This is a genomic window from Caballeronia sp. BR00000012568055 (assembly GCF_029439455.1).
Taxonomy (GTDB): Bacteria; Pseudomonadota; Gammaproteobacteria; order Burkholderiales; family Burkholderiaceae; genus Caballeronia.
Map to the genome: position 1 here is coordinate 1 of NZ_JAQFVG010000252.1, position 18843 is coordinate 18843.

At 60.7% G+C, this 18843-nt stretch carries 18 protein-coding genes; 15 read left to right on the forward strand and 3 right to left on the reverse strand.

Going from position 1 to position 18843, the window contains the following annotated elements:
- The 4 genes from P7F28_RS14870 to P7F28_RS14885 all read left to right on the forward strand — a co-directional run.
- Window positions 1–942, forward strand: a 942-nt coding sequence (locus tag P7F28_RS14870) for a thiamine pyrophosphate-dependent enzyme (RefSeq protein WP_277185288.1), incomplete at its 5' end; no start/stop codon positions are given.
- A gap of 53 nt (window positions 943–995) precedes the next feature.
- Window positions 996–2249 carry a formyl-CoA transferase gene (frc, locus tag P7F28_RS14875; RefSeq protein ID WP_277185289.1) on the forward strand — a complete coding sequence of 418 codons (1254 nt, stop codon included), beginning with the start codon at window positions 996–998 and terminating at the stop codon, window positions 2247–2249.
- Window positions 2250–2308: 59 nt separating this feature from the next.
- Window positions 2309–2734, forward strand: a complete 426-nt coding sequence (locus tag P7F28_RS14880) for a PAS domain-containing protein (RefSeq protein ID WP_277185290.1) — start codon at window positions 2309–2311, stop codon at window positions 2732–2734.
- A gap of 118 nt (window positions 2735–2852) precedes the next feature.
- On the forward strand, window positions 2853–3329 hold the full coding sequence (locus tag P7F28_RS14885; RefSeq protein ID WP_277185291.1) for a septal ring lytic transglycosylase RlpA family protein: 477 nt from the start codon (window positions 2853–2855) through the stop codon (window positions 3327–3329).
- A 21-nt stretch (window positions 3330–3350) separates the two neighbouring features.
- On the opposite strand, the gene P7F28_RS14890 is transcribed toward P7F28_RS14885, so the two are convergent.
- Both P7F28_RS14890 and P7F28_RS14895 read right to left on the reverse strand, forming a co-directional pair.
- A complete protein-coding gene (locus P7F28_RS14890; RefSeq protein WP_277185292.1) occupies window positions 3351–3686 on the reverse strand; it encodes a hypothetical protein in 336 nt (111 codons plus the stop codon).
- 125 nt (window positions 3687–3811) lie between these two features.
- Window positions 3812–4756, reverse strand: coding sequence for an SDR family oxidoreductase (locus P7F28_RS14895; RefSeq protein ID WP_277185293.1), 945 nt, complete (start codon window positions 4754–4756; stop codon window positions 3812–3814).
- A 324-nt stretch (window positions 4757–5080) separates the two neighbouring features.
- On the opposite strand from P7F28_RS14895, the gene P7F28_RS14900 reads away from it, so the two are divergent.
- From P7F28_RS14900 to P7F28_RS14940, 9 genes are all read left to right on the forward strand, one after another.
- Complete coding sequence (locus tag P7F28_RS14900; RefSeq protein ID WP_277185312.1) at window positions 5081–6307, forward strand: YeeE/YedE family protein; 1227 nt, start codon at window positions 5081–5083, stop codon at window positions 6305–6307.
- Window positions 6308–6568: 261 nt separating this feature from the next.
- Window positions 6569–7276 carry a PAS domain-containing protein gene (locus tag P7F28_RS14905; RefSeq protein ID WP_277185294.1) on the forward strand — a complete coding sequence of 236 codons (708 nt, stop codon included), beginning with the start codon at window positions 6569–6571 and terminating at the stop codon, window positions 7274–7276.
- A gap of 175 nt (window positions 7277–7451) precedes the next feature.
- Window positions 7452–8411: a LysR family transcriptional regulator gene (locus P7F28_RS14910; protein ID WP_277185295.1), complete on the forward strand. Its 960-nt coding sequence runs from the start codon at window positions 7452–7454 to the stop codon at window positions 8409–8411.
- A 202-nt stretch (window positions 8412–8613) separates the two neighbouring features.
- The gene (locus P7F28_RS14915; RefSeq protein ID WP_370467327.1) at window positions 8614–9549 is read left to right on the forward strand and encodes an ABC transporter substrate-binding protein; all 936 of its coding nucleotides are present in this window, start codon (window positions 8614–8616) and stop codon (window positions 9547–9549) included.
- Window positions 9550–9573: 24 nt separating this feature from the next.
- A complete protein-coding gene (locus P7F28_RS14920) occupies window positions 9574–11088 on the forward strand; it encodes a sugar ABC transporter ATP-binding protein (RefSeq protein ID WP_277185297.1) in 1515 nt (504 codons plus the stop codon).
- A complete protein-coding gene (locus P7F28_RS14925; RefSeq protein WP_277185298.1) occupies window positions 11085–12119 on the forward strand; it encodes an ABC transporter permease in 1035 nt (344 codons plus the stop codon). The genes P7F28_RS14920 and P7F28_RS14925 overlap by 4 nt, the downstream gene beginning before the upstream one ends.
- Complete coding sequence (gene yjfF, locus P7F28_RS14930) at window positions 12116–13195, forward strand: galactofuranose ABC transporter, permease protein YjfF (RefSeq protein ID WP_277185299.1); 1080 nt, start codon at window positions 12116–12118, stop codon at window positions 13193–13195. Before P7F28_RS14925 ends, yjfF begins: the two co-directional genes overlap by 4 nt.
- A gap of 32 nt (window positions 13196–13227) precedes the next feature.
- The gene (locus P7F28_RS14935; protein WP_277185300.1) at window positions 13228–14961 is read left to right on the forward strand and encodes an IlvD/Edd family dehydratase; all 1734 of its coding nucleotides are present in this window, start codon (window positions 13228–13230) and stop codon (window positions 14959–14961) included.
- A 23-nt stretch (window positions 14962–14984) separates the two neighbouring features.
- Window positions 14985–15911, forward strand: coding sequence for a dihydrodipicolinate synthase family protein (locus P7F28_RS14940; protein ID WP_277185301.1), 927 nt, complete (start codon window positions 14985–14987; stop codon window positions 15909–15911).
- A gap of 44 nt (window positions 15912–15955) precedes the next feature.
- Here the strand turns inward: P7F28_RS14940 and P7F28_RS14945 are convergent, their stop codons facing one another.
- Window positions 15956–16846 (reverse strand): NAD(P)-dependent oxidoreductase, encoded by an 891-nt coding sequence (locus P7F28_RS14945; protein ID WP_277185302.1) that lies wholly within the window; start codon window positions 16844–16846, stop codon window positions 15956–15958.
- A gap of 204 nt (window positions 16847–17050) precedes the next feature.
- Here P7F28_RS14945 and P7F28_RS14950 point away from each other — a divergent pair, with 204 nt between their 5' ends.
- Both P7F28_RS14950 and P7F28_RS14955 read left to right on the forward strand, forming a co-directional pair.
- On the forward strand, window positions 17051–18046 hold the full coding sequence (locus P7F28_RS14950; RefSeq protein WP_277185303.1) for an ABC transporter permease: 996 nt from the start codon (window positions 17051–17053) through the stop codon (window positions 18044–18046).
- Between the two features lie 25 nt (window positions 18047–18071).
- Window positions 18072–18843: substrate-binding domain-containing protein (locus P7F28_RS14955; protein WP_370467326.1), on the forward strand; the 772-nt coding region annotated here is incomplete at its 3' end.

Below are 18843 nucleotides of genomic sequence, written 5' to 3' on the forward strand. Positions count from 1 at the left end.
ACGCACGCACAGTCGGCTTCCGCCGCGCGCTCGTTCGTGTTGCAGGAAGCGGATTGCGTGGTGCTGATCGGCGCGCGGCTGAACTGGCTGTTGGCGCACGGCAAGGGCAAGACCTGGGGCGCAGCGCCCAAGCAATTCGTGCAGATCGATATCTCGCCGACCGAGATCGACAGCAACGTGGCGATTGCCGCACCGGTGATCGGCGATATCGGTTCGTGCGTGTCGGCGCTGGTGTCGGGCATGGATGCGGGCTTTCCGAAGCCGTCGAGCGAATGGACCGGCGCGATCAACGAGCGCAAGACCAAAAACCTCGACAAGATGGCCGCGACGCTCGCGAAGAACCCGTCGCCGATGAATTTCCACAGCGCCCTGCGCGCCATTCGGGACGTGCTGAAGACGCGTCCGGATATCAACGTCGTCAACGAAGGCGCGAACACGCTGGACTATGCGCGCAGCATTATCGACATGTACGAGCCGCGCAAGCGTTTCGATTCCGGCACGTGGGGAATCATGGGTATCGGCATGGGCTTTTCGATCGGCGCGGCGGTGACCAGCGGCAAGCAGGTCGTGGCGATCGAAGGTGACAGCGCGTTCGGCTTCAGCGGCATGGAACTCGAAACCATCTGCCGATACGACCTGCCGGTGTGCACCATCGTCTTCAATAACAACGGCGTCTATCGCGGCACCGATGTGAATCCGACCGGCGGCAAGGATGTCGCGCCGACCGTGTTCGTGAAGAACGCGCGCTACGACAAGATGATCGAGGCCTTCGGCGGCATCGGCTTCCATGCGACCACGCCAGAAGAACTCACGCATGCGCTGGAAGAGGCGATCAAGTCCGGCAAGCCGACGCTCATCAACGCCGTGATCGATGAAGCGGCGGGCACGGAAAGCGGCCGCCTGACCAATCTGAATCCGCAAAGCGCGGCGATGAAAAAGTAACCGAAGCGAATCGAACTGAACTGAGCCAAATCGGAATACTAAGGAGAACATACGTGAGCAAGAAACCACTCGAAGGCATCAAGATCATCGATTTCACGCACGTGCAGGCCGGTCCCGCGTGCACGCAGATGCTGGCCTGGTTCGGCGCGGACGTCATCAAGGTCGAGCGTCCCGGTTCGGGCGATGTCACGCGCAATCAACTGCGCGATATTCCCGAAGCCGATGCGCTGTACTTCACCATGCTCAACAGCAACAAGCGTTCGCTGACGCTGGATACGAAGAAGCCCGAAGGCAAGGAAGTGCTGACCAAGCTGATTCGTGAATCGGATGTGCTGGTGGAGAACTTTGGTCCCGGCGCGCTGGATCGGATGGGCTTTTCGTGGGAAAACATTCGCGAGCTGAATCCGAAGATGATCGTGGCATCGGTCAAGGGCTTCAGCGACGGTCACCATTACGACGACCTAAAGGTCTACGAGAACGTCGCGCAATGCGCGGGCGGCGCGGCATCGACGACAGGCTTCTGGGACGGCCCGCCGACCATCAGCGCCGCAGCGCTCGGCGACAGCAACACGGGCATGCATCTGGCCATCGGCATTTTGACGGCGATCATCGGCCGGCAGCAGACGGGCCGCGGCCAACGCGTGGCCGTATCCATGCAGGACAGCGTGCTCAATCTGTGCCGCGTGAAGCTGCGCGATCAGCAGCGGCTGGATCGCGTAGGGTATCTTGAGGAGTACCCGCAATATCCGCACGGCACCTTCAGCGATGTCGTACCGCGCGGCGGCAATGCGGGCGGCGGCGGACAGCCAGGCTGGGTGCTCAAGTGCAAGGGCTGGGAAACCGATCCGAACGCCTACATCTATTTCACGATTCAAGGCCACGCGTGGGCGCCGATCTGCCGCGCCATCGGCAAGCCGGAATGGATCGAAGATCCGAACTATATGACGGCCGAAGCGCGCCAGCCGCATATTTTCGATATCTTCAATACGATCGAAGCATGGCTCAGCGACAAGACCAAGTTCGAAGCGGTCGATATCCTGCGCAAATTCGATATTCCGTGCGCGCCGGTGCTGACCATGAAGGAACTTGCCAACGATGAATCCTTGCGCGCGAGCGGTTCTATCGTCGAAGTGGATCACAAAGTGCGCGGGAAATATCTGACAGTTGGGAGTCCGATCAAATTCTCGGATCTGAAGCCGGAAATCACCGGTTCGCCGCTGCTGGGCGAGCATACTGAAGAAGTGCTTCTGGAGCTGGGTTACAGTGCAGAGCAGGTCGCGCATATGCAGGAATCGCGCGCGGTTTGATATAGCAGGAAAGGGTGACGTGTACTTCCCCGCACGTCACCCGCGTTCGGGAAGCAACCATGACGACAAACATAGACTACGAACAGCTCGTCAACGCCATCGGCGATGCCGTGATCATTTCCGATGCGAATGGCGCGATCACCTTATGGAATCCGGCGGCCGAGCGCATGTTCGGCTTCACGCAAAGCGAAGCGCTGGGTCAGTCGCTCGATCTGATCATTCCCGAGCGTCTGCGTGGACGTCACTGGGACGGCTACAACAAGACCATGGCGACGGGCGAAACGCGCTACGGACACGATCTGCTCAAGGTGCCTGCCGTCGATAAAACGGGACGCGCCATGTCGATTGCGTTCACGGTCGCGCTCCTGCATTCGGAGCAAGGCGAGGTAAGCGGCATCGTCGCCATTATTCGTGATGAGACTGTGCGGTTTCAGGAGGAGCGCGCGCTGCGCAAACGTATTACCGAACTCGAAGCTTTGAACTGAACAAAGCGGCCCAAAAAGTGCTATGCCGAATCTAGTTCGGCATACGATCTAATTCGACTGCCGGATTCACTTAACAAGAATCGGGCGTCCGCATCGGCGGCGTGCGGAGGAGTCGAATATGGCTAAGCGTCACGCTTTATTGCTCGGATGCGCGCTGACATTGCTATGCGCGAATCCCGTGTTTTCAGCAGATCGGCAAACGCGAAAGGCAACCGCCGATCATCGCGCCGCCAATGGCGCAAGCCTCGATCATTCGGGCAAACCGCGCAAAGGCAAAGCGTCGTATTACGGCCGCAACTTTTACAAAAAGAAAATGGCTGACGGCACGCCGATGAATCCGCAGTCGAATGCGGCCGCCAGCAAAACGCTTCCCATCGGCACGACCGCGAAGGTGACGAATCTTGAGAACGGCAAGAGCGCTGTCGTGGAAATCAAGGATCGCGGGCCTTATGTGAAGGATCGTATCGTCGATGTGACGCCGAAGACCGCGGACACGCTGGGGCTGAAGAAAGACGGCACGGCACCGGTCGAAGTGAAACCAATCGCGGTGCCGCAACCGGATGGAACGGTCAAAGCGGATGTGAAGACGCCGTAATCCGTTTAGCCCGCTCACGTATCACTTCGGCGTCACGCCGGGTTGCGCGATGTCATTGTGCTTGTCGCGATAGATTTGCTTCGACACGTTGTTTTCGCGCTGATTCAGGCGATTCTTTTCGCCGGGCGTGAGATGTCCGCCATTGGCCGCAAGATCGGCCTTTCTCGATTGATTGATGGACGCTTCGCGATTCTCGAGATTGCTCGCACCGTGCGCGGTAATCTGCCCGCTTTGCAGTCCTTGTCCGATTCGTTTCTGCTGGTTCGCCTCTCGGTTGCGGACCTCCTGCGACAAGGCCGACAGGGGCACGGCAATGATCAGCGCAGCAGCGAACATTCGAAGAGTGGTTGAGTTCACGTCGGTATCTCCTTTGAAGGTTGTAAGGAGTTACACGGACGTGGCTCGATAATCCGTCGAACAAGAATGAAACAAGGTGTAACCATTGTTTCGCTTATATAGTCTTCAAGACACGGTTTGATTCGTTATACGAAGGATTCGCCCGTCAGCGTTTCGCAGACTTGCCATAGCCGATTCGCAACGTCGGCATCGAGCGCTTGCGGCGCGACGTATGCCGGACCAACGCGCTTGCCGCGCGCTTCGAACAGACCGAGCGGGCCATAGTAGCCACCGTGCTCAACGTCAGGGGCGGTGGCCGCATAAAGCGTAGGCAGCGCGCCATCGACATCGCTATTCAGGAACGCACCGATCATCTCGCCCAATAGTGCTCTCACCGCGCGCGTCATGACCGAACGATCGTCGCGAAAGAGATTGGTTTTCGCGACGCCCGGATGCGCCGGAACGGACATCACGCGCGAGCCTGCGGCGCGCAATCGCCGATCGAGTTCGCGCGCAAAAATAAGGTTGGCGAGCTTGGATTGACGATAGGCGCGCATCGGCCCGTAATGTCGCGTCGATTGGAGATCGTCGAAATCGATGCGCCCGGTTTTATGCGCGATCGATGCGACTGTCACGATACGCGGCGCATCCTTCGCACGCTGCGCAGCGGCTTCGAGCGCGGGCATCAGCCGCGCGGTCAGCGCAAAGTGACCGATCACGTTGGTGCCGAACTGGCGCTCGAAACCATCGGCGGTTTCGAGGCGATGCGGCGGCGCCATCACGCCCGCGTTGTTGATGAGCAGATCGAGCGGTCGTCCCTGATCGAGCTGACGGCGGGCAAAGTCGTGGACCGATGCAAGACTGGCGAGATCGAGCGGCTCGAAGACGAGTTTCGCGTCAGGTTGATTGCGCCGCAGCTTTGCAAGCGCTTCTTCACCACGACGTGCATCGCGGCATGCGAGGACGACCTCGGCACCGTGACGCGCCAGCATCGCAGCGGTGTGATAGCCGATGCCGCTGTTCGCGCCCGTCACAACAACGCGGCGACCGTTCAGCGACGGTATCTGTGCGGGAGTCCATTCGGTGCTCATGTATGGCTTTAAAGGGGCAAAAGCTTTAGAAGCTATCACACGACTCTGGCCGCGTTAAAGAATATCGCCCGTTTCGATTCAATTTCGAAATATCGCTATTACGGCTGGTTATTTGGCTTTTGCTTGATGTGCGAGCTGGTTTGCGCAACGCCGCGTCCAGCGGGCGTCTCGCGGCACAGCCACGCGCCGCACAGGGTTCTGCCGATGAAACAGCGCGATCCAGCGGGCATCTCTCGCAAGAAAAGTCCTCGGTATACTCGCCCACTTCCCCCATCGCTATTGCTTTCCGCCCGTATTCAACGCGCGCGCTTGCTCCTTCTCCTTATGTCCGATCTTTCTACGCCGTTCGGCGGCGCGCCTCGCCGCCTCGTCAATATCAATCCGAAGCCGCTTGCCGTTGCGCTCGCGCTCGTCGTGTTCGGTGCGGTTTATCTCGCGCAGACCGTCAGCGGGAAACAGGCCGCGCTTTATGTTCTTGGCGCGATGCTCGGCATCACGCTCTATCACGCCGCTTTCGGCTTTACGTCCTCATGGCGCGTGTTTATCGCCGATGGCCGGGGCGCGGGTCTGCGCGCGCAAATGTTGATGCTCGCGATCGGCGTGCTGCTGTTCTTTCCGGCGCTCGCCGCTGGCACGCTGTTCGGTCATCCGGTCACCGGAGAAGTCGCGCCGGTCGGCGTGTCGGTGCTGTTCGGCGCGTTTATTTTCGGCATCGGCATGCAGCTTGGCGGCGGCTGCGCCTCGGGCACGCTGTACACCGTTGGCGGCGGAAGCACGCGGATGGTGGTGACGCTGATCGCGTTCATCGTCGGCTCGGTGGTTGGGACGGCGCATCTGCCGTTTTGGTCCGCGCTGCCGCATCTCCAGCCGATTTCGCTCGTCAAGACGCTCGGCGCGGGTCCGGCGATCGCGCTGAATCTCGCGGTGTTCGCGGTGATAGCGGCGCTGACCGTGCTGATCGAAAAGCGCCGTCATGGCCGTCTCGTGAGCGAGGTGGAGCGTGAGCCGAAGGCATCGCCGTGGCTGCATGGTCCGTGGCCGCTGATGGCTGGCGCGGTCGTGCTCGCGATCCTCAATTTCGTCACGCTCGCGTTGTCTGGCCGTCCGTGGGGCGTGACGTCGGCGTTCGCGCTGTGGGGCGCGAAGACGTTTACCGCGCTGGGAATCGATGTCGCCAGTTGGCCGATCTGGAGCACCGGCCCGAACGCGGCCGCACTGAGCGCGCCGATCAGCCACGATGTGAAGTCGGTGATGGATATCGGCATCGTTATCGGCGCGATGATCGCGGCTTCGCTCGCCGGCCGCTATGCGCCGGTGTGGCGCTTGCCGCTGCGTTCATTGATCGCGGCGATCGTCGGCGGATTGCTGCTCGGCTATGGCGCGCGTCTCGCATATGGCTGCAATATCGGCGCTTATTTCAGCGGCATCGTGTCGGGCAGTCTGCATGGCTGGCTCTGGCTCGTCGCAGCATTCTGCGGCAATGTGATCGGCACGAAGCTGCGTCCGGCCTTCGGGCTTGCAGTCGAACGCGTGAAGCTGACGGGCTGTTGAAGACGGTCGTTATACGATAAAAGGCAGCGCATCGCGCTGCCTTTTATCGTTCAAGCGTATTTGATTCGACATCCTGAGTAAAATTCATTATTTTATCGATTTGATAACAATCGAGACTTTGACCTGGACAAGCCGCTGCACACCTCGAAATGGCGTCCCGAGATTTGCCGAAAGCACATGTCTTTATGATAGTTTTTGGGCGAAAATGAAGACGTCCATATTTACCGTGCAAAGTGCACTCGCCATAGCAGAGTCGCAAATATGAGCTCCATACAAACACCGAGCTCGCAAGCATACGGCCTTGAGGTCATACCGTTTCCTTGCTGCCTGATTCAAGTCGATGGCAACATCGTCGCGAGCAACGGCCTGGCGAACGCGCTGTTCGGAATCGATGTAAATGCGACTCGATCCTGCACGCTGCAAAGCCATTTGCAAGCCGACGATGCCGCCGCGTTACTCGGCGCGCTCTGGTCATCGAGCGATCCATTCGAACTCGATTGCCGCGTGTCGGACACATCAGGCACGTCCCGCTGGTTCATGCTGAGTGCGCGGCCGATCGAGTCGTCGAGCGTCAGCACGTGGCTGTGCAGCTTTATCGATATCCACGCACGCAAAGCCCACGAAATCGCGCTCGCTCGCGAATTGCGCATCCGCGACGGCATGTTCGATGCCAGTGTCGATTGCATCAAGGTCATCACGGCCGATGGCTCGCTGACGCATATGAATTCGGCAGGCTGCCAGGCCCTCGGTGTATCCGCCGATTCGCCTTTCGGCATGACATGGGTGGACTTGCTGCCGGAGTCGGTCCGCGAGCCCGGCAAGCATGCAATGGCGATGGCGCGCGCGGGGCATCCGGCGCGCTTTCCCGGCAGCAGTCAGTTGCCGGGCGAGCCGCCGCGCTATTTTTTCGTGGAAAGCGAGGTTGGTGTGGGATCGAAGTTCAGGATCTGTCTGCCGGAGTGCGTGTAAGCGCGAGTGAGCGCGCACGTATGAGTCGATCTTCTTCTCAACGCGGATCGGCATTGGGCTGCGACGATCGGATTCTAAGGAAGCACCCGATTCCCATCCAAACAGTTTTTCGTCAGTATCGATACCAAAACGGGTATGGGGCGAGAACCGGTGACGACAAAAAGGGGAGTCAGCGTTGGGACAGGGACATTCGAACTGGTTCGTGCGTGCGCGCCTGAAGACGCGCCAGTTGCTCTTGCTCGCCGCGATGGAAGAGGAAGGCAACGTGCGGCGCGCGGCGGACGTGCTGGGCATGACGCAACCTGCGGCATCGCGCATGTTGAAGGAGCTGGAAGACGTGCTGGAGGTCCGGCTATTCGATCGCACGCCGCACGGCATGCAGGCCACGCTTTACGGCGAAGTGATGATTCGCCACGCGCGCATGGTGCTGTCGAATCTCAACAAGGCGCAGGAGGAAATCGCCGCGTTGCGTGCGGGTTTGACCGGTCAGGTGCGTATCGGCGTGATTGCGACGGCGGCGGCGCGCATGGTGCCGCTCGCTATCGGACGCGTGAAGGAGGCGTATCCGCAACTGCAAATCTGGTTGCAGGTGGAGACGTCCGATGTGATGCTGCCGCTCGTCACGCAAGGGCAGCTCGACATCATGATCGGTCGCGTGCTGGAGCAGCACGTACAGCTTCAGCACGCGGTGCAATACACGCCAATCGCCGATGAACCGCTCTGCGTGGTCGTGCGTCCGGGGCATCCGCTCGAAGACGCTTCGGACCTCACGCTTTCGGGCATTGTCGGGGCGGAGTGGGTGTTGCATCCGCCGGGCAGCGTGCTGCGGCATCGGATCGATATGGCTTTTGCGGAGCTTGGATTGAACGCGCCGCAGAACGTCGTCAATACGAACAACTTTCTCGCCATCTCCAGTTTGCTTTTGCAGAGCGACATGCTCGCCGTGGTGCCCGACGAAGTCGCCAGGCAATACGAGCGCTCCGGCACGCTGAAGCGTCTCGCCATCGATCTGCCTTGCCGGATGGATGCCTTCGGCATCATCACGCGTCAGGATCATGCAGGCTCGCCTGCGGAAGCCGTCGTCCTGAAGGCGTTGCGCGATGCCGCCGCCGAGGTCTACGGCGTTTCTATGTGAGCGCGTTACGCGTTTTCCCGTATATCAAGCTTGGTATCGCAAACGCCGAATAAGTGATTGGACCAATATGCGTCGCCGGGACTAATCTTGCGCTGGACCCAAATCAGGGCCAAAGACCCGGCCATCGAGCCGCGGCAAGATGATCCAGATGATCCATCAGGAGACGACAATGAAACAGATCCGGCGCACGGTTCTAGGCGCAATGCTTGGTTCGGTCCTGTTGTTCGCCGCGAGCGTGAACGCGCAAGCCGAGGATAAACCGATCACGCTCGGCTTCGCACAGGTCGGCGCGGAAAGCGCATGGCGTACGGCCAATACCGTGTCGGTGAAATCGGCCGCGAAGGATGCGGGCATCAACCTGAAGTTCTCGGATGCCCAGCAGAAGCAGGAAAATCAGATCAAGGCGATTCGCTCGTATATCGCGCAAAAGGTCGATGTGATTGCGTTCTCGCCGGTCGTCGAATCCGGCTGGGAGCCGATTCTCACCGAAGCCAAAAACGCGAAAATTCCGGTGATTCTCACGGACCGCAATATCGACGTGAAAGACAAGTCGCTCTACGTAACGATGATCGGCTCCGACTTCCTCGAAGAAGGCCGTCGCGGCGGCAAGTGGCTCGAAGATCACTACAAGAACGATAAAGGGCCGATCAATATTGTCGAATTGCAGGGCACGGTAGGTTCCGCGCCAGCCAACGATCGGCGCGCGGGTTTGCTCGAAGTGATCAAGAACGATCCGAAGTTCAAGGTGATCGCGTCGCAAAGCGGCGACTTTACGCTCGCGGGCGGCAAGCAAGTTATGGAAGCCTTCGCGAAGACCTACGGCAAGCAAATCAACGTGGTCTACGCACATAACGACGACATGGCGCTCGGCGCGATCCAGGCCATGGAAGAAGCAGGCATGAAGCCGGGCAAGGACGTCACCGTCGTGTCTTTCGATGCCACCAAGGGCGGCTTCGAAGCGATGGTCGCGGGCAAGATCAACGTGGATGTCGAGTGCAGTCCGTTGCTCGGGCCGCAATTGATGACCGCAGTGAAAGATGTGGTGGCGGGCAAGCAACTGCCCAAGCGCATCGTGACGGAAGAAACGATCTTCCCGATGAGTGTCGCCGCTCAGACGCTGCCGCAGCGCAAGTACTGATCGACTTCATTTTCGGGCGACTTTATGACCGATGCTCCCGTGGTCGAAACGATCGGCCTGTCCAAGTCTTTTCCCGGCGTGCACGCGTTGCGCAACGTCGATTTCCGCCTGTTTTCAGGCGAGATTCACACGCTGATGGGGCAGAACGGCGCGGGCAAGTCCACGCTTATCAACGTGTTGACGGGCGTGCACGAACACGATGCAGGCGAGATTCGGCTCGGCGGCGTGCCTGTGCATTTCGCCGCGCCGCTCGAAGCCGAAGCGGCCGGCGTTCAGACCTTGTATCAGGAAGTGAATCTGTGTCCTAACTTATCGGTTGCGGAAAACATGTTCGCGGGGCGTCAGCCGAAACGGCTCGGCGCGATCGACTGGAAAACGATTCACGCGCGCGCACACGCCGCGCTCGCGGCCCTGAACGTATCGGTCGATGTAACCAAATCGCTCGATACGTACCCGATTGCCGTGCAGCAGATGGTGGCGATCGCGCGTGCGTTGTCGGTCGATGCGCGCGTGCTGATTCTCGACGAACCCACATCCAGTCTCGACGATGGCGAAGTGACGCGGCTTTTCGACGTGCTGCGCAAACTCCGCGATTCCGGTCTGGCGATTCTCTTTGTCACGCACTTTCTTGAGCAAACCTACGCAATATCGGATCGCATTACGGTGATGCGCAACGGCGAGCGCGAAGGCGAATATCTTGCGAAGGATTTGCCCGTCGAGTTGTTGGTGTCGAAGATGGTCGGGCATGAGCGAATGACCGAGCGCCTGAAACGCGCGGCGACGGAACCTTCAGCAATTCATACGCATAGCGAACCATTTCTGGAGATGCGCGGCGTGGGCCGGCGCGGCGTGATGAATCCGGTCGATATCGACGTGCAGCCGGGGCGGATTCTCGGCCTTGCTGGCTTGCTCGGCTCGGGCCGCACCGAAACCGCGCGGCTTTTGTTCGGCGCGGAACGCTCCGATGCGGGCGCGATGCGGATCGGCGGGAAAGCGGTCAGGCTGCATTCCCCGCGCGATGCGGTGCGCCACGGCATCGGCTATTGTCCGGAGGATCGCAAGAAAGAGGGCATCGTCGCCGACCTTTCGATACGCGAGAACATCATCCTCGCCGTGCAGGCGCGGCGTGGCCTGTGGCGCTATATCCGAAAAGCGAAACAGCGTGAAATCGCCGACGAGTACATCAAGCAACTCGGCATCAAGGCGCGCGATGCCGAACAGCCGATCGGCCTGCTGTCGGGCGGCAATCAGCAGAAAGTGCTGCTTGCGCGCTGGCTCGCGACCGAACCGAAGATGCTGATTCTCGACGAACCGACGCGCGGTATCGACGTGGCGGCGAAGTTCGAGATCATGGACCGCGTGCTCGCGTTATGCGCGAAGGGACTGTCCATTCTCTTTATCTCATCGGAAGTGAGCGAGGTCGTGCGCGTGAGCGACCGGATCGCGGTGCTGCGCGACCGTCGCAAGGTCGCCGAGGTCGCGGGACATACGGCGTCGGAAGATGAGGTGTACCGATTGATTGCGGGAGGATCGCAATGAACCGGATCAAAGCGGTTTTTCAGCACGCGCTTGTGTGGCCGTGCGTCACGCTGATCGCGCTGTGCGTGCTCGATCTCGCGCACAACGCGCACTTTCTTTCCATCACGATGCTCGACGGCCATCTGTTCGGCGCGCCGATCGACATTCTGAATCGCGCGGCGCCGCTCGTGCTCGTGTCGCTCGGCATGACGCTCGTGATTGCGACGCGTGGCATCGATATTTCGGTAGGCGCGATCGTCGCAATCGCAGGCGCGACTGCTGCAACGATTCTCGCCGACGACCCGTCGCGCGTCACGCTCGCCATTTCGGCGGCGCTGCTCGTCGGCGTGATTGCGGGCATGTGGAACGGCTTGTTGGTGGCGTTTATCGGCATGCAGCCGATCATCGCGACGCTGATTCTGATGGTCGCGGGACGTGGCGTTGCGCAGTTGCTGACGGGCGGCCAGATCATTCCTATCGGCGCAAAAGCGTATCTCTTCGTCGGCGGCGGCTATCTCGCGGGCGTGCCGTGTTCCGTGTGGGTGGCGGTGATCGCGCTGGTGCTGACCGCGCTGCTCGTCAATCGCACGGCGCTCGGGCTTTTTATTCGCGCCATCGGCGTGAATCCGGTTGCGACGCGGCTCGTGGGCTTGCGTTCGAGCATGATCGTGTTCGGCGTGTACGCGTTTTCCGGCCTGACTGCGGCCATGGCGGGCGTCCTCGCGAGTTCGAACGTGCGCAGCGCCGACGGCAACAACGCGGGCCTCCTGCTCGAACTCGATGCGATTCTCGCCGTCACGCTCGGCGGCACATCGCTGCTTGGCGGACGCTTCAGTCTGGCGGGCACCGTGCTCGGCGCGCTCATCATCCAGACGCTCACGTACACGACGTATTCCATCGGCGTGCCGCCCGAAGCGACGCTCGTCGTCAAGGCGGCGGTCGTGCTCGCCGTCAGCGTGATTCAATCGGCCACCGCGCGCGCGGTGCTGCTGCGGCAGTTCAGGCGCGTGTTCCCTGCGCCGAAAGCGCCGCTCGCGGAGGCGTCCAAATGAGCAATGTCATCGATCGCGTGACCGACCCGCGCATCCTGCCCATTGTCGTCACCGTCGTGCTGTTCGCCGCGCTGTTCGGCTTCGGTTCCGTGATGTACACCGGCTTCTTCTCGCTTCAGGTTTTACTCGGACTGCTTATCGATAACGCGTTCCTGCTGATCGTGGCGATCGGCATGACCTTCGTGATCGTGTCGGGCGGTATCGATCTTTCGGTTGGCTCGGTCGTCGCGCTGACCACCATTTTGTGCGCCGTGTTCGCCGAAAAGCTGCATTGGCCCGTGTGGATCATCGTGCCGCTCGTACTGGCGGCGGGTGCGCTTTACGGCGCAGCAATGGGCGCGCTGATACATTTCTTCAGGCTTCAACCGTTCATCGTCACGCTGGCGGGCATGTTCCTCGCGCGCGGCGCGTGCTTTCTCATCACGACGCAATCCATCACCATCAACGATCCGACCTTTCACGCCTTGTCCGCCTTTCATCTCGATGTCGGCGGCGCGTCCGTCACCACGGGCGCGCTCGTCGCTGTCGTGACCTTGTTCGTGGCGATTTTCGTCGCGCACTTCACGCGCTTCGGCCGCAACGTGTACGCCGTGGGCGGCAACGAGCGCTCCGCGCTGTTGATGGGCTTGCCGGTCGCGCGCACGAAGGTCGGCGTGTACGCGCTGAGCGGTTTCTGCTCCGCGCTCGGCGGCGTGGTGTTCACGCTCTACGTGCTTTCCGGCTACGGGCTGCAAGGACAGGGCATGGAACTCGACGCCATCGCTGCGACGGTGATCGGCGGCACGTTGCTGACAGGCGGAGTAGGCTATGTGATTGGATCGGTATTCGGCGTCGGCATTCTCGGCACGATTCAAACCCTCATCACGTTCGATGGCACGCTTAGCTCGTGGTGGACGCGTATCGTGATTGGTGCCTTGCTGTGCGCGTTTTGCCTGCTGCAACGCGTGATCGAGCGACATGCGGCGCGCCGCAAATCCGGCGGCACGACGCTTGGCGAAGGCTTGAAGCCGACCTCGCCGCTGCCGCCCGATACCGCGAGCAAGGCCGAACCGCTTGCGATGATTTCACGGACCTGACGTGGCATCAAAAATCATATGGAACCCTGATCATGTCGGACAAAAAGCCCAAACTCCGCTCCGCGCAATGGTTCGGCACCGCCGATAAAAACGGCTTCATGTATCGAAGCTGGATGAAGAATCAAGGCATTCCCGATCACGAATTCGATGGCCGTCCGGTTATCGGCATCTGCAATACGTGGTCGGAACTCACGCCATGCAATGCGCACTTTCGAAAGATCGCCGAGCATGTGAAGCGTGGCGTGTACGAGGCGGGCGGTTTTCCGGTGGAGTTTCCGGTCTTCTCCAACGGCGAATCGAACCTGCGCCCGACCGCGATGCTCACGCGCAATCTCGCCGCGATGGATGTCGAAGAAGCCATTCGCGGCAATCCGATCGATGCCGTCGTGCTGCTCACCGGCTGCGACAAGACCACGCCCGCGCTGCTGATGGGCGCGGCAAGCTGCGATGTTCCCGCCATCGTCGTGACCGGCGGCCCGATGCTCAATGGCAAATTGAATGGACGCGATATCGGCTCGGGCACGGCGGTGTGGCAACTGCATGAATCGCTGAAGGCGGGCGAGATCGATCTGCATCAGTTTTTATCGGCGGAAAGCGGCATGTCGCGCTCGGCGGGCACCTGCAACACGATGGGCACCGCATCCACGATGGCGTGCATGGCCGAAGCGCTCGGCACGTCCTTGCCGCACAACGCCGCGATTCCCGCCGTCGATGCGCGCCGCTACGTGCTCGCGCATATGTCAGGAATCCGTATCGTCGAGATGGCGCTCGAAGGCTTGACGCTGTCGAAGATTCTCACGCGCGAAGCCTTCGAAAACGCGATTCGCACGAATGCCGCGATCGGCGGTTCGACCAACGCGGTGATTCATCTGAAGGCGATTGCGGGGCGTATCGGCGTGCCGCTGGAACTGGAAGACTGGACGCGCATTGGCCGCGATACGCCGACCATCGTCGATCTTATGCCGTCGGGGCGTTTTCTGATGGAGGAGTTCTATTACGCGGGCGGTTTGCCGGCCGTGCTGCGGCGTCTGGGCGAAGCGAACCTGCTGCCGCATCCGAACGCGTTGACGGTCAACGGCAAGACGTTGTGGGAGAACGTGAAGACCGCGCCGAATACCAACGACGAAGTCATCCGCACGCTCGACAACGCGCTGATCGACGATGGCGGCATTCGCGTGTTGCGCGGCAATCTATCGCCGCGCGGCGCGGTGCTGAAGCCATCGGCGGCGAGTCCTGAGTTGCTGAAGCATCGCGGGCGCGCGGTCGTGTTCGAGAATCTGGAGCATTACAAGGAGCGTATCGTCGATGAATCGCTCGACGTTACTAAGGACTCCGTGCTTGTGCTGAAGAACTGCGGACCGAAGGGTTATCCGGGCATGGCGGAAGTCGGCAACATGGGTTTGCCGCCCAAGCTGCTGCGCGAAGGCGTGAAGGACATGGTTCGTATTTCCGATGCACGCATGAGCGGCACGGCATACGGCACGGTGGTGCTGCACGTCGCGCCGGAAGCGGCGGCGGGCGGGCCGCTTGCCGCCGTGCGCGATGGCGACTGGATCGAACTCGATTGCGATGCGGGCACGCTGCATCTCGACATCAGCGACGAGGAACTCGCGCGCCGCATGAGCGATCACCAGCCGCCGCGCGTGCATGGCGACGGCGGCTACGCGAGACTTTATGTCGATCACGTATTGCAGGCCGATCAGGGCTGCGACCTCGATTTTCTCGTCGGTTGCCGAGGCGCGGCCGTTCCGCGTCATTCGCATTGACGTTTCCGAACACACTCATCGATATGACATCTCAACGCACGCCGCGTTATCGCGGCATTTTTCCCGTCGTTCCGACGACGTTTTCCGAATCCGGCGCGCTCGATCTCGACAGCCAGAAACGCGCAGTCGATTTCATGATCGATGCAGGTTCGGACGGCCTGTGCATTCTCGCCAACTTCTCGGAGCAATTCGCGCTCTCCGACGACGAACGCGAAACCCTGACGCGCACCATGCTCGAACACATCAAGGGCGCGGTGCCGGTGATCGTCACGACGAGCCATTACAGCACGCAGATTTGCATCGAGCGCAGCCGCCGCGCCGAGGCGATGGGCGCATCCATGCTGATGGTGATGCCGCCTTATCACGGCGCGACCTTCCGCGTGCCGGAGTCGCAGATTTTCGACTTCTACGCGCGCCTGTCCGATTCGGTGAACATTCCGATCATGATTCAGGACGCGCCCGCAAGCGGCACGGCGCTGTCCGCGTCGTTTCTCGCGCGTCTTGCGCGGGAAGTGGAACAGGTGTCGTACTTCAAGATCGAAACGCCGGGCGCGGCCGCCAAGCTGCGCGAACTGATCCGGCTCGGCGGCGACGCAATCGAAGGCCCGTGGGATGGCGAAGAGGCCATCACGCTGTTCGCGGACCTCAATGCGGGCGCGACGGGTTCCATGACGGGCGGCGGATTCCCTGACGGCATTCGTCCGATTTTGGAAGCGTTTCGCGAAGGCAATCGCGATGAAGCGTTCGCGCACTATCAGCGCTGGCTGCCGCTTATCAATCACGAGAATCGGCAAGCGGGGCTGCTCGCGGCGAAGGCGTTGATGAAGGAAGGCGGCGTGATCGCGTGCGAAAGTCCGCGTCATCCGCTGCCCGCGATGCATCCCGACACGCGCGTCGAACTGATCGATATCGCCCGGCGGCTGGACCCGCTGGTTTTGCGCTGGGCCTGAGCCTCGGTGAAGGCGCTGCAAGCCGCGCGCTATGACGGGTTCGTTCAGCCCACCTGCTCGCGCCACTTATAAGCCTGCTTCCACCCAAGCAATCGCGTGAGCTTTTCATTGCTCAACAGCGTCTCGAACTCACCCAATGGCTTCTTGACCCGCACGTTAGGGTAAAAGCGTTCGATGAGCGTCGCTGTCGGCTGGTCGGACGATACATCGTCTGCGGCCACGTTCATCACCTGAAAACCGAGACCGTCTTTTTCGATGCCGAGACGGCAGGCCGTGGCGAGATCGCGTCCATCGATATAACTCCACGCGATACGCTTTCTCAGCGACGCGTCCTTGTTCCAGGTCGCGAACTTTTGATAATCGACCGGATCGAGCACGTTGCCGATGCGAAAGCAGTAAATATCCGCGCCGGTGCGCGCGTGAAATGCCTTCGCGGTCACTTCGTTGATGACCTTTGAGGTGGCGTAGCTGTCCATCGGATCGACGGGATAGTCCTCGTCGAGCGGAAAGTACGCCGGATCGCGATGCCGGTGCGCGAACACCACGCCATAAGTCGTTTCGCTCGACGCGAGAATCACCTTGCTGATGCCGAGCTTCGACGCTGCATCGAGAATGTTGTACGTGCCCATCACGTTGATACGAAAACCTTCGTTATCCGTAGTAACGAGAATGCGCGGAATGGCCGCAAAATGCACGATCGCATCGATCGGTTTCGGCTCGATGTCCTCGTCGAACTCCTTCGCTGTGGTGCTGGAGGCGAGCGCGTTGAAGACCTGTCCGGCATCGGTGATATCGGTAATGAGCGTGCGCGCGGTGGCCTTCGCCATCGGCACGCGATCGAGATTGAGCACTTCGTAGCCGTGCGCCACCAGATCTTCCACCACCCACTTGCCGGCCAGTCCGCTGCCGCCGGTTACGATCACTCGCTTGGTCATGCTGTGGCTCCTTGGTTGTGTTTCGAGTCGTTTCGCGTACACACATCCTAGAGCCAGATAACACGCCATTTCTGTGACGCGCGTCATAACGACATGCGCGTTTCGATACGGGTTAGCACCGATACGCGACTATGACGCGCGTCACAGATTCCTCGCCGCCCGCGACCCTAATATCGTCTTCAGCCTGTACAGGAGGAACGATAGGTGAGTGCGATTTCGTCGAAGAAGCCGCCGCCACCCGCGCGTGGCATCGCGTTTGTGCGTGCCTGTCTGCGCATCCGCGAACTGAACGTGCTGTCGGTGCTGATTCTGGTCGGCCTCGTCATCAGCCTGTTTTCGCCGTATTTCCTCACCACCAACAATCTGATGGGCGTGTTCCGCTCCTTCTCGCTGGTCGCGCTCATGTCGATCGGGATGATGCTCGTCATCATTACCGGCGGCATCGATCTTTCGGTCGGCTCGGTGATGGGGCTGTCCTCGCTTATCACCGCGCTAGCGTTCCAGCACGGGCTGGGCGCGTTCGTCGCCATCGTGTGCGGACTTGCGGTCGGGCTGATGGTCGGCGCGTTCAACGGCTTCATGATCACGTGGATCCAGTTGCCGCCGTTTATCGCGACGCTCGGCACGCTTTCGATCGGGCGCGGGCTGATGTACATCATCACCAAGGGCGTGCCGGTTACGCCCGACGTGCCCGATGCGTTCACTTTCATCGGTCAGGGTTATATCGGCTTCGTGCCGTTTCCCGTCGTGATTCTTCTGGCGATGACGGTGATCTTCTCCATCGTGATGCGTCAGACGCGCTTCGGCCGTCATGTCTATGCGACCGGCGGCAACGAAGTGGCGGCGCGGCTTTCCGGCGTGCGGACCGCGCGCGTGAAGTTCGCGGTGTATGTGCTCTCCGCATTGATCGCGTCGATGGCGGGCGTCATTGCGTTTTCGCGCTTCGTATCGGCGGAACCGGCCTCGGGTTTCGGCGCGGAACTCGACGTGATCGCAGCAGCGGCGATCGGCGGCGCGAGTCTGTCGGGCGGCGCGGGCAGCGTGGAAGGCGCGATCATCGGCGCGGCGCTGGCGGGGATCATCACCAACGGCGTGGTGCTGCTCAATATCGATACCTACGCGCAGCAGGCCATTACCGGCTGCGTGATCCTGATCGCAGTGAGCATCGATATCTGGCGCGTGCGCCGCAAAGGTCGCTAGAACATCAACGGGAGGAGACAGAACCATGCACATGACATCGATGACATCGAAACTCGCCGCGAGCGCGCTGCTCGCATTCTGCGCGGCGGCGGGCAAAAGCGCGTACGCCAAGGATGCGAAGGATATTTCGGTAGCCGTAATACCCAAAGTCGCCGTGCCCTTCTTCGACGACTGCAACAAGGGCGCGCAGACCGCAGCCGACAAGGCGGGCGTCAAGTATCAATGGGTCGTGCCGCAGAACACGCAAGGCTCCACGCAAGTGCAGATTATCGAAGACCTGATCTCGCGTCATGTGGATGGCATCGCTATTTCGGTTAACGAACCGAAGTCAGTAGAAAGCGTGATGAAGCGCGCCGAAAAGAGCGGCGTGAAGGTGCTGACCTACGACTCCGATTCGCCCAACAGTGGTCGCTCGATGTATATCGGCACCAATAACACGCAGGCCGGCGAGACGATGGCCGACACGATGGGCAAGGCGCTCAACGGCAAGGGCGAAGTCGCCATCGTGACGGGCCAGCTTGGCGCAGTGAATCTGAACGAGCGCATCGCTGGAATCAAGCGCGGGTTGGCGAAGTATCCCGGCATCAAGATTGTCGAAACGCAGGGCACCGACGACGACCTCGCGCGCGGCGTATCGGTGGTCGAAACCACCTTGCGCGCGCATCCGAATCTCAACGGCATCTTCGGCGTGAGTCAGGTCGGCGGCCCGGCGGTGGCGAAAGTGCTCAACACCAAGGAGTTCGGCGCGATGAAAGGCAAGCTCGAAGTGCTCGCCTTCGACGATCTGCCGGATACGC

What these genes read in the sequence shown, in the direction of transcription:
- P7F28_RS14935 (WP_277185300.1), top strand. Translation starts at nt 13,228, where the DNA reads ATGTCGGACAAAAAGCCCAAACTCCGCTCCGCGCAATGGTTCGGCACC.
- P7F28_RS14915 (WP_370467327.1), top strand. Translation starts at nt 8,614, where the DNA reads ATGCTTGGTTCGGTCCTGTTGTTCGCCGCGAGCGTGAACGCGCAAGCC.
- P7F28_RS14925 (WP_277185298.1), top strand. Translation starts at nt 11,085, where the DNA reads ATGAACCGGATCAAAGCGGTTTTTCAGCACGCGCTTGTGTGGCCGTGC.
- P7F28_RS14945 (WP_277185302.1), bottom strand. Translation starts at nt 16,846, where the DNA reads ATGACCAAGCGAGTGATCGTAACCGGCGGCAGCGGACTGGCCGGCAAG.
- P7F28_RS14880 (WP_277185290.1), top strand. Translation starts at nt 2,309, where the DNA reads ATGACGACAAACATAGACTACGAACAGCTCGTCAACGCCATCGGCGAT.
- P7F28_RS14895 (WP_277185293.1), bottom strand. Translation starts at nt 4,756, where the DNA reads ATGAGCACCGAATGGACTCCCGCACAGATACCGTCGCTGAACGGTCGC.
- P7F28_RS14940 (WP_277185301.1), top strand. Translation starts at nt 14,985, where the DNA reads ATGACATCTCAACGCACGCCGCGTTATCGCGGCATTTTTCCCGTCGTT.
- yjfF (WP_277185299.1), top strand. Translation starts at nt 12,116, where the DNA reads ATGAGCAATGTCATCGATCGCGTGACCGACCCGCGCATCCTGCCCATT.
- P7F28_RS14905 (WP_277185294.1), top strand. Translation starts at nt 6,569, where the DNA reads ATGAGCTCCATACAAACACCGAGCTCGCAAGCATACGGCCTTGAGGTC.
- P7F28_RS14885 (WP_277185291.1), top strand. Translation starts at nt 2,853, where the DNA reads ATGGCTAAGCGTCACGCTTTATTGCTCGGATGCGCGCTGACATTGCTA.
- P7F28_RS14920 (WP_277185297.1), top strand. Translation starts at nt 9,574, where the DNA reads ATGACCGATGCTCCCGTGGTCGAAACGATCGGCCTGTCCAAGTCTTTT.
- P7F28_RS14900 (WP_277185312.1), top strand. Translation starts at nt 5,081, where the DNA reads ATGTCCGATCTTTCTACGCCGTTCGGCGGCGCGCCTCGCCGCCTCGTC.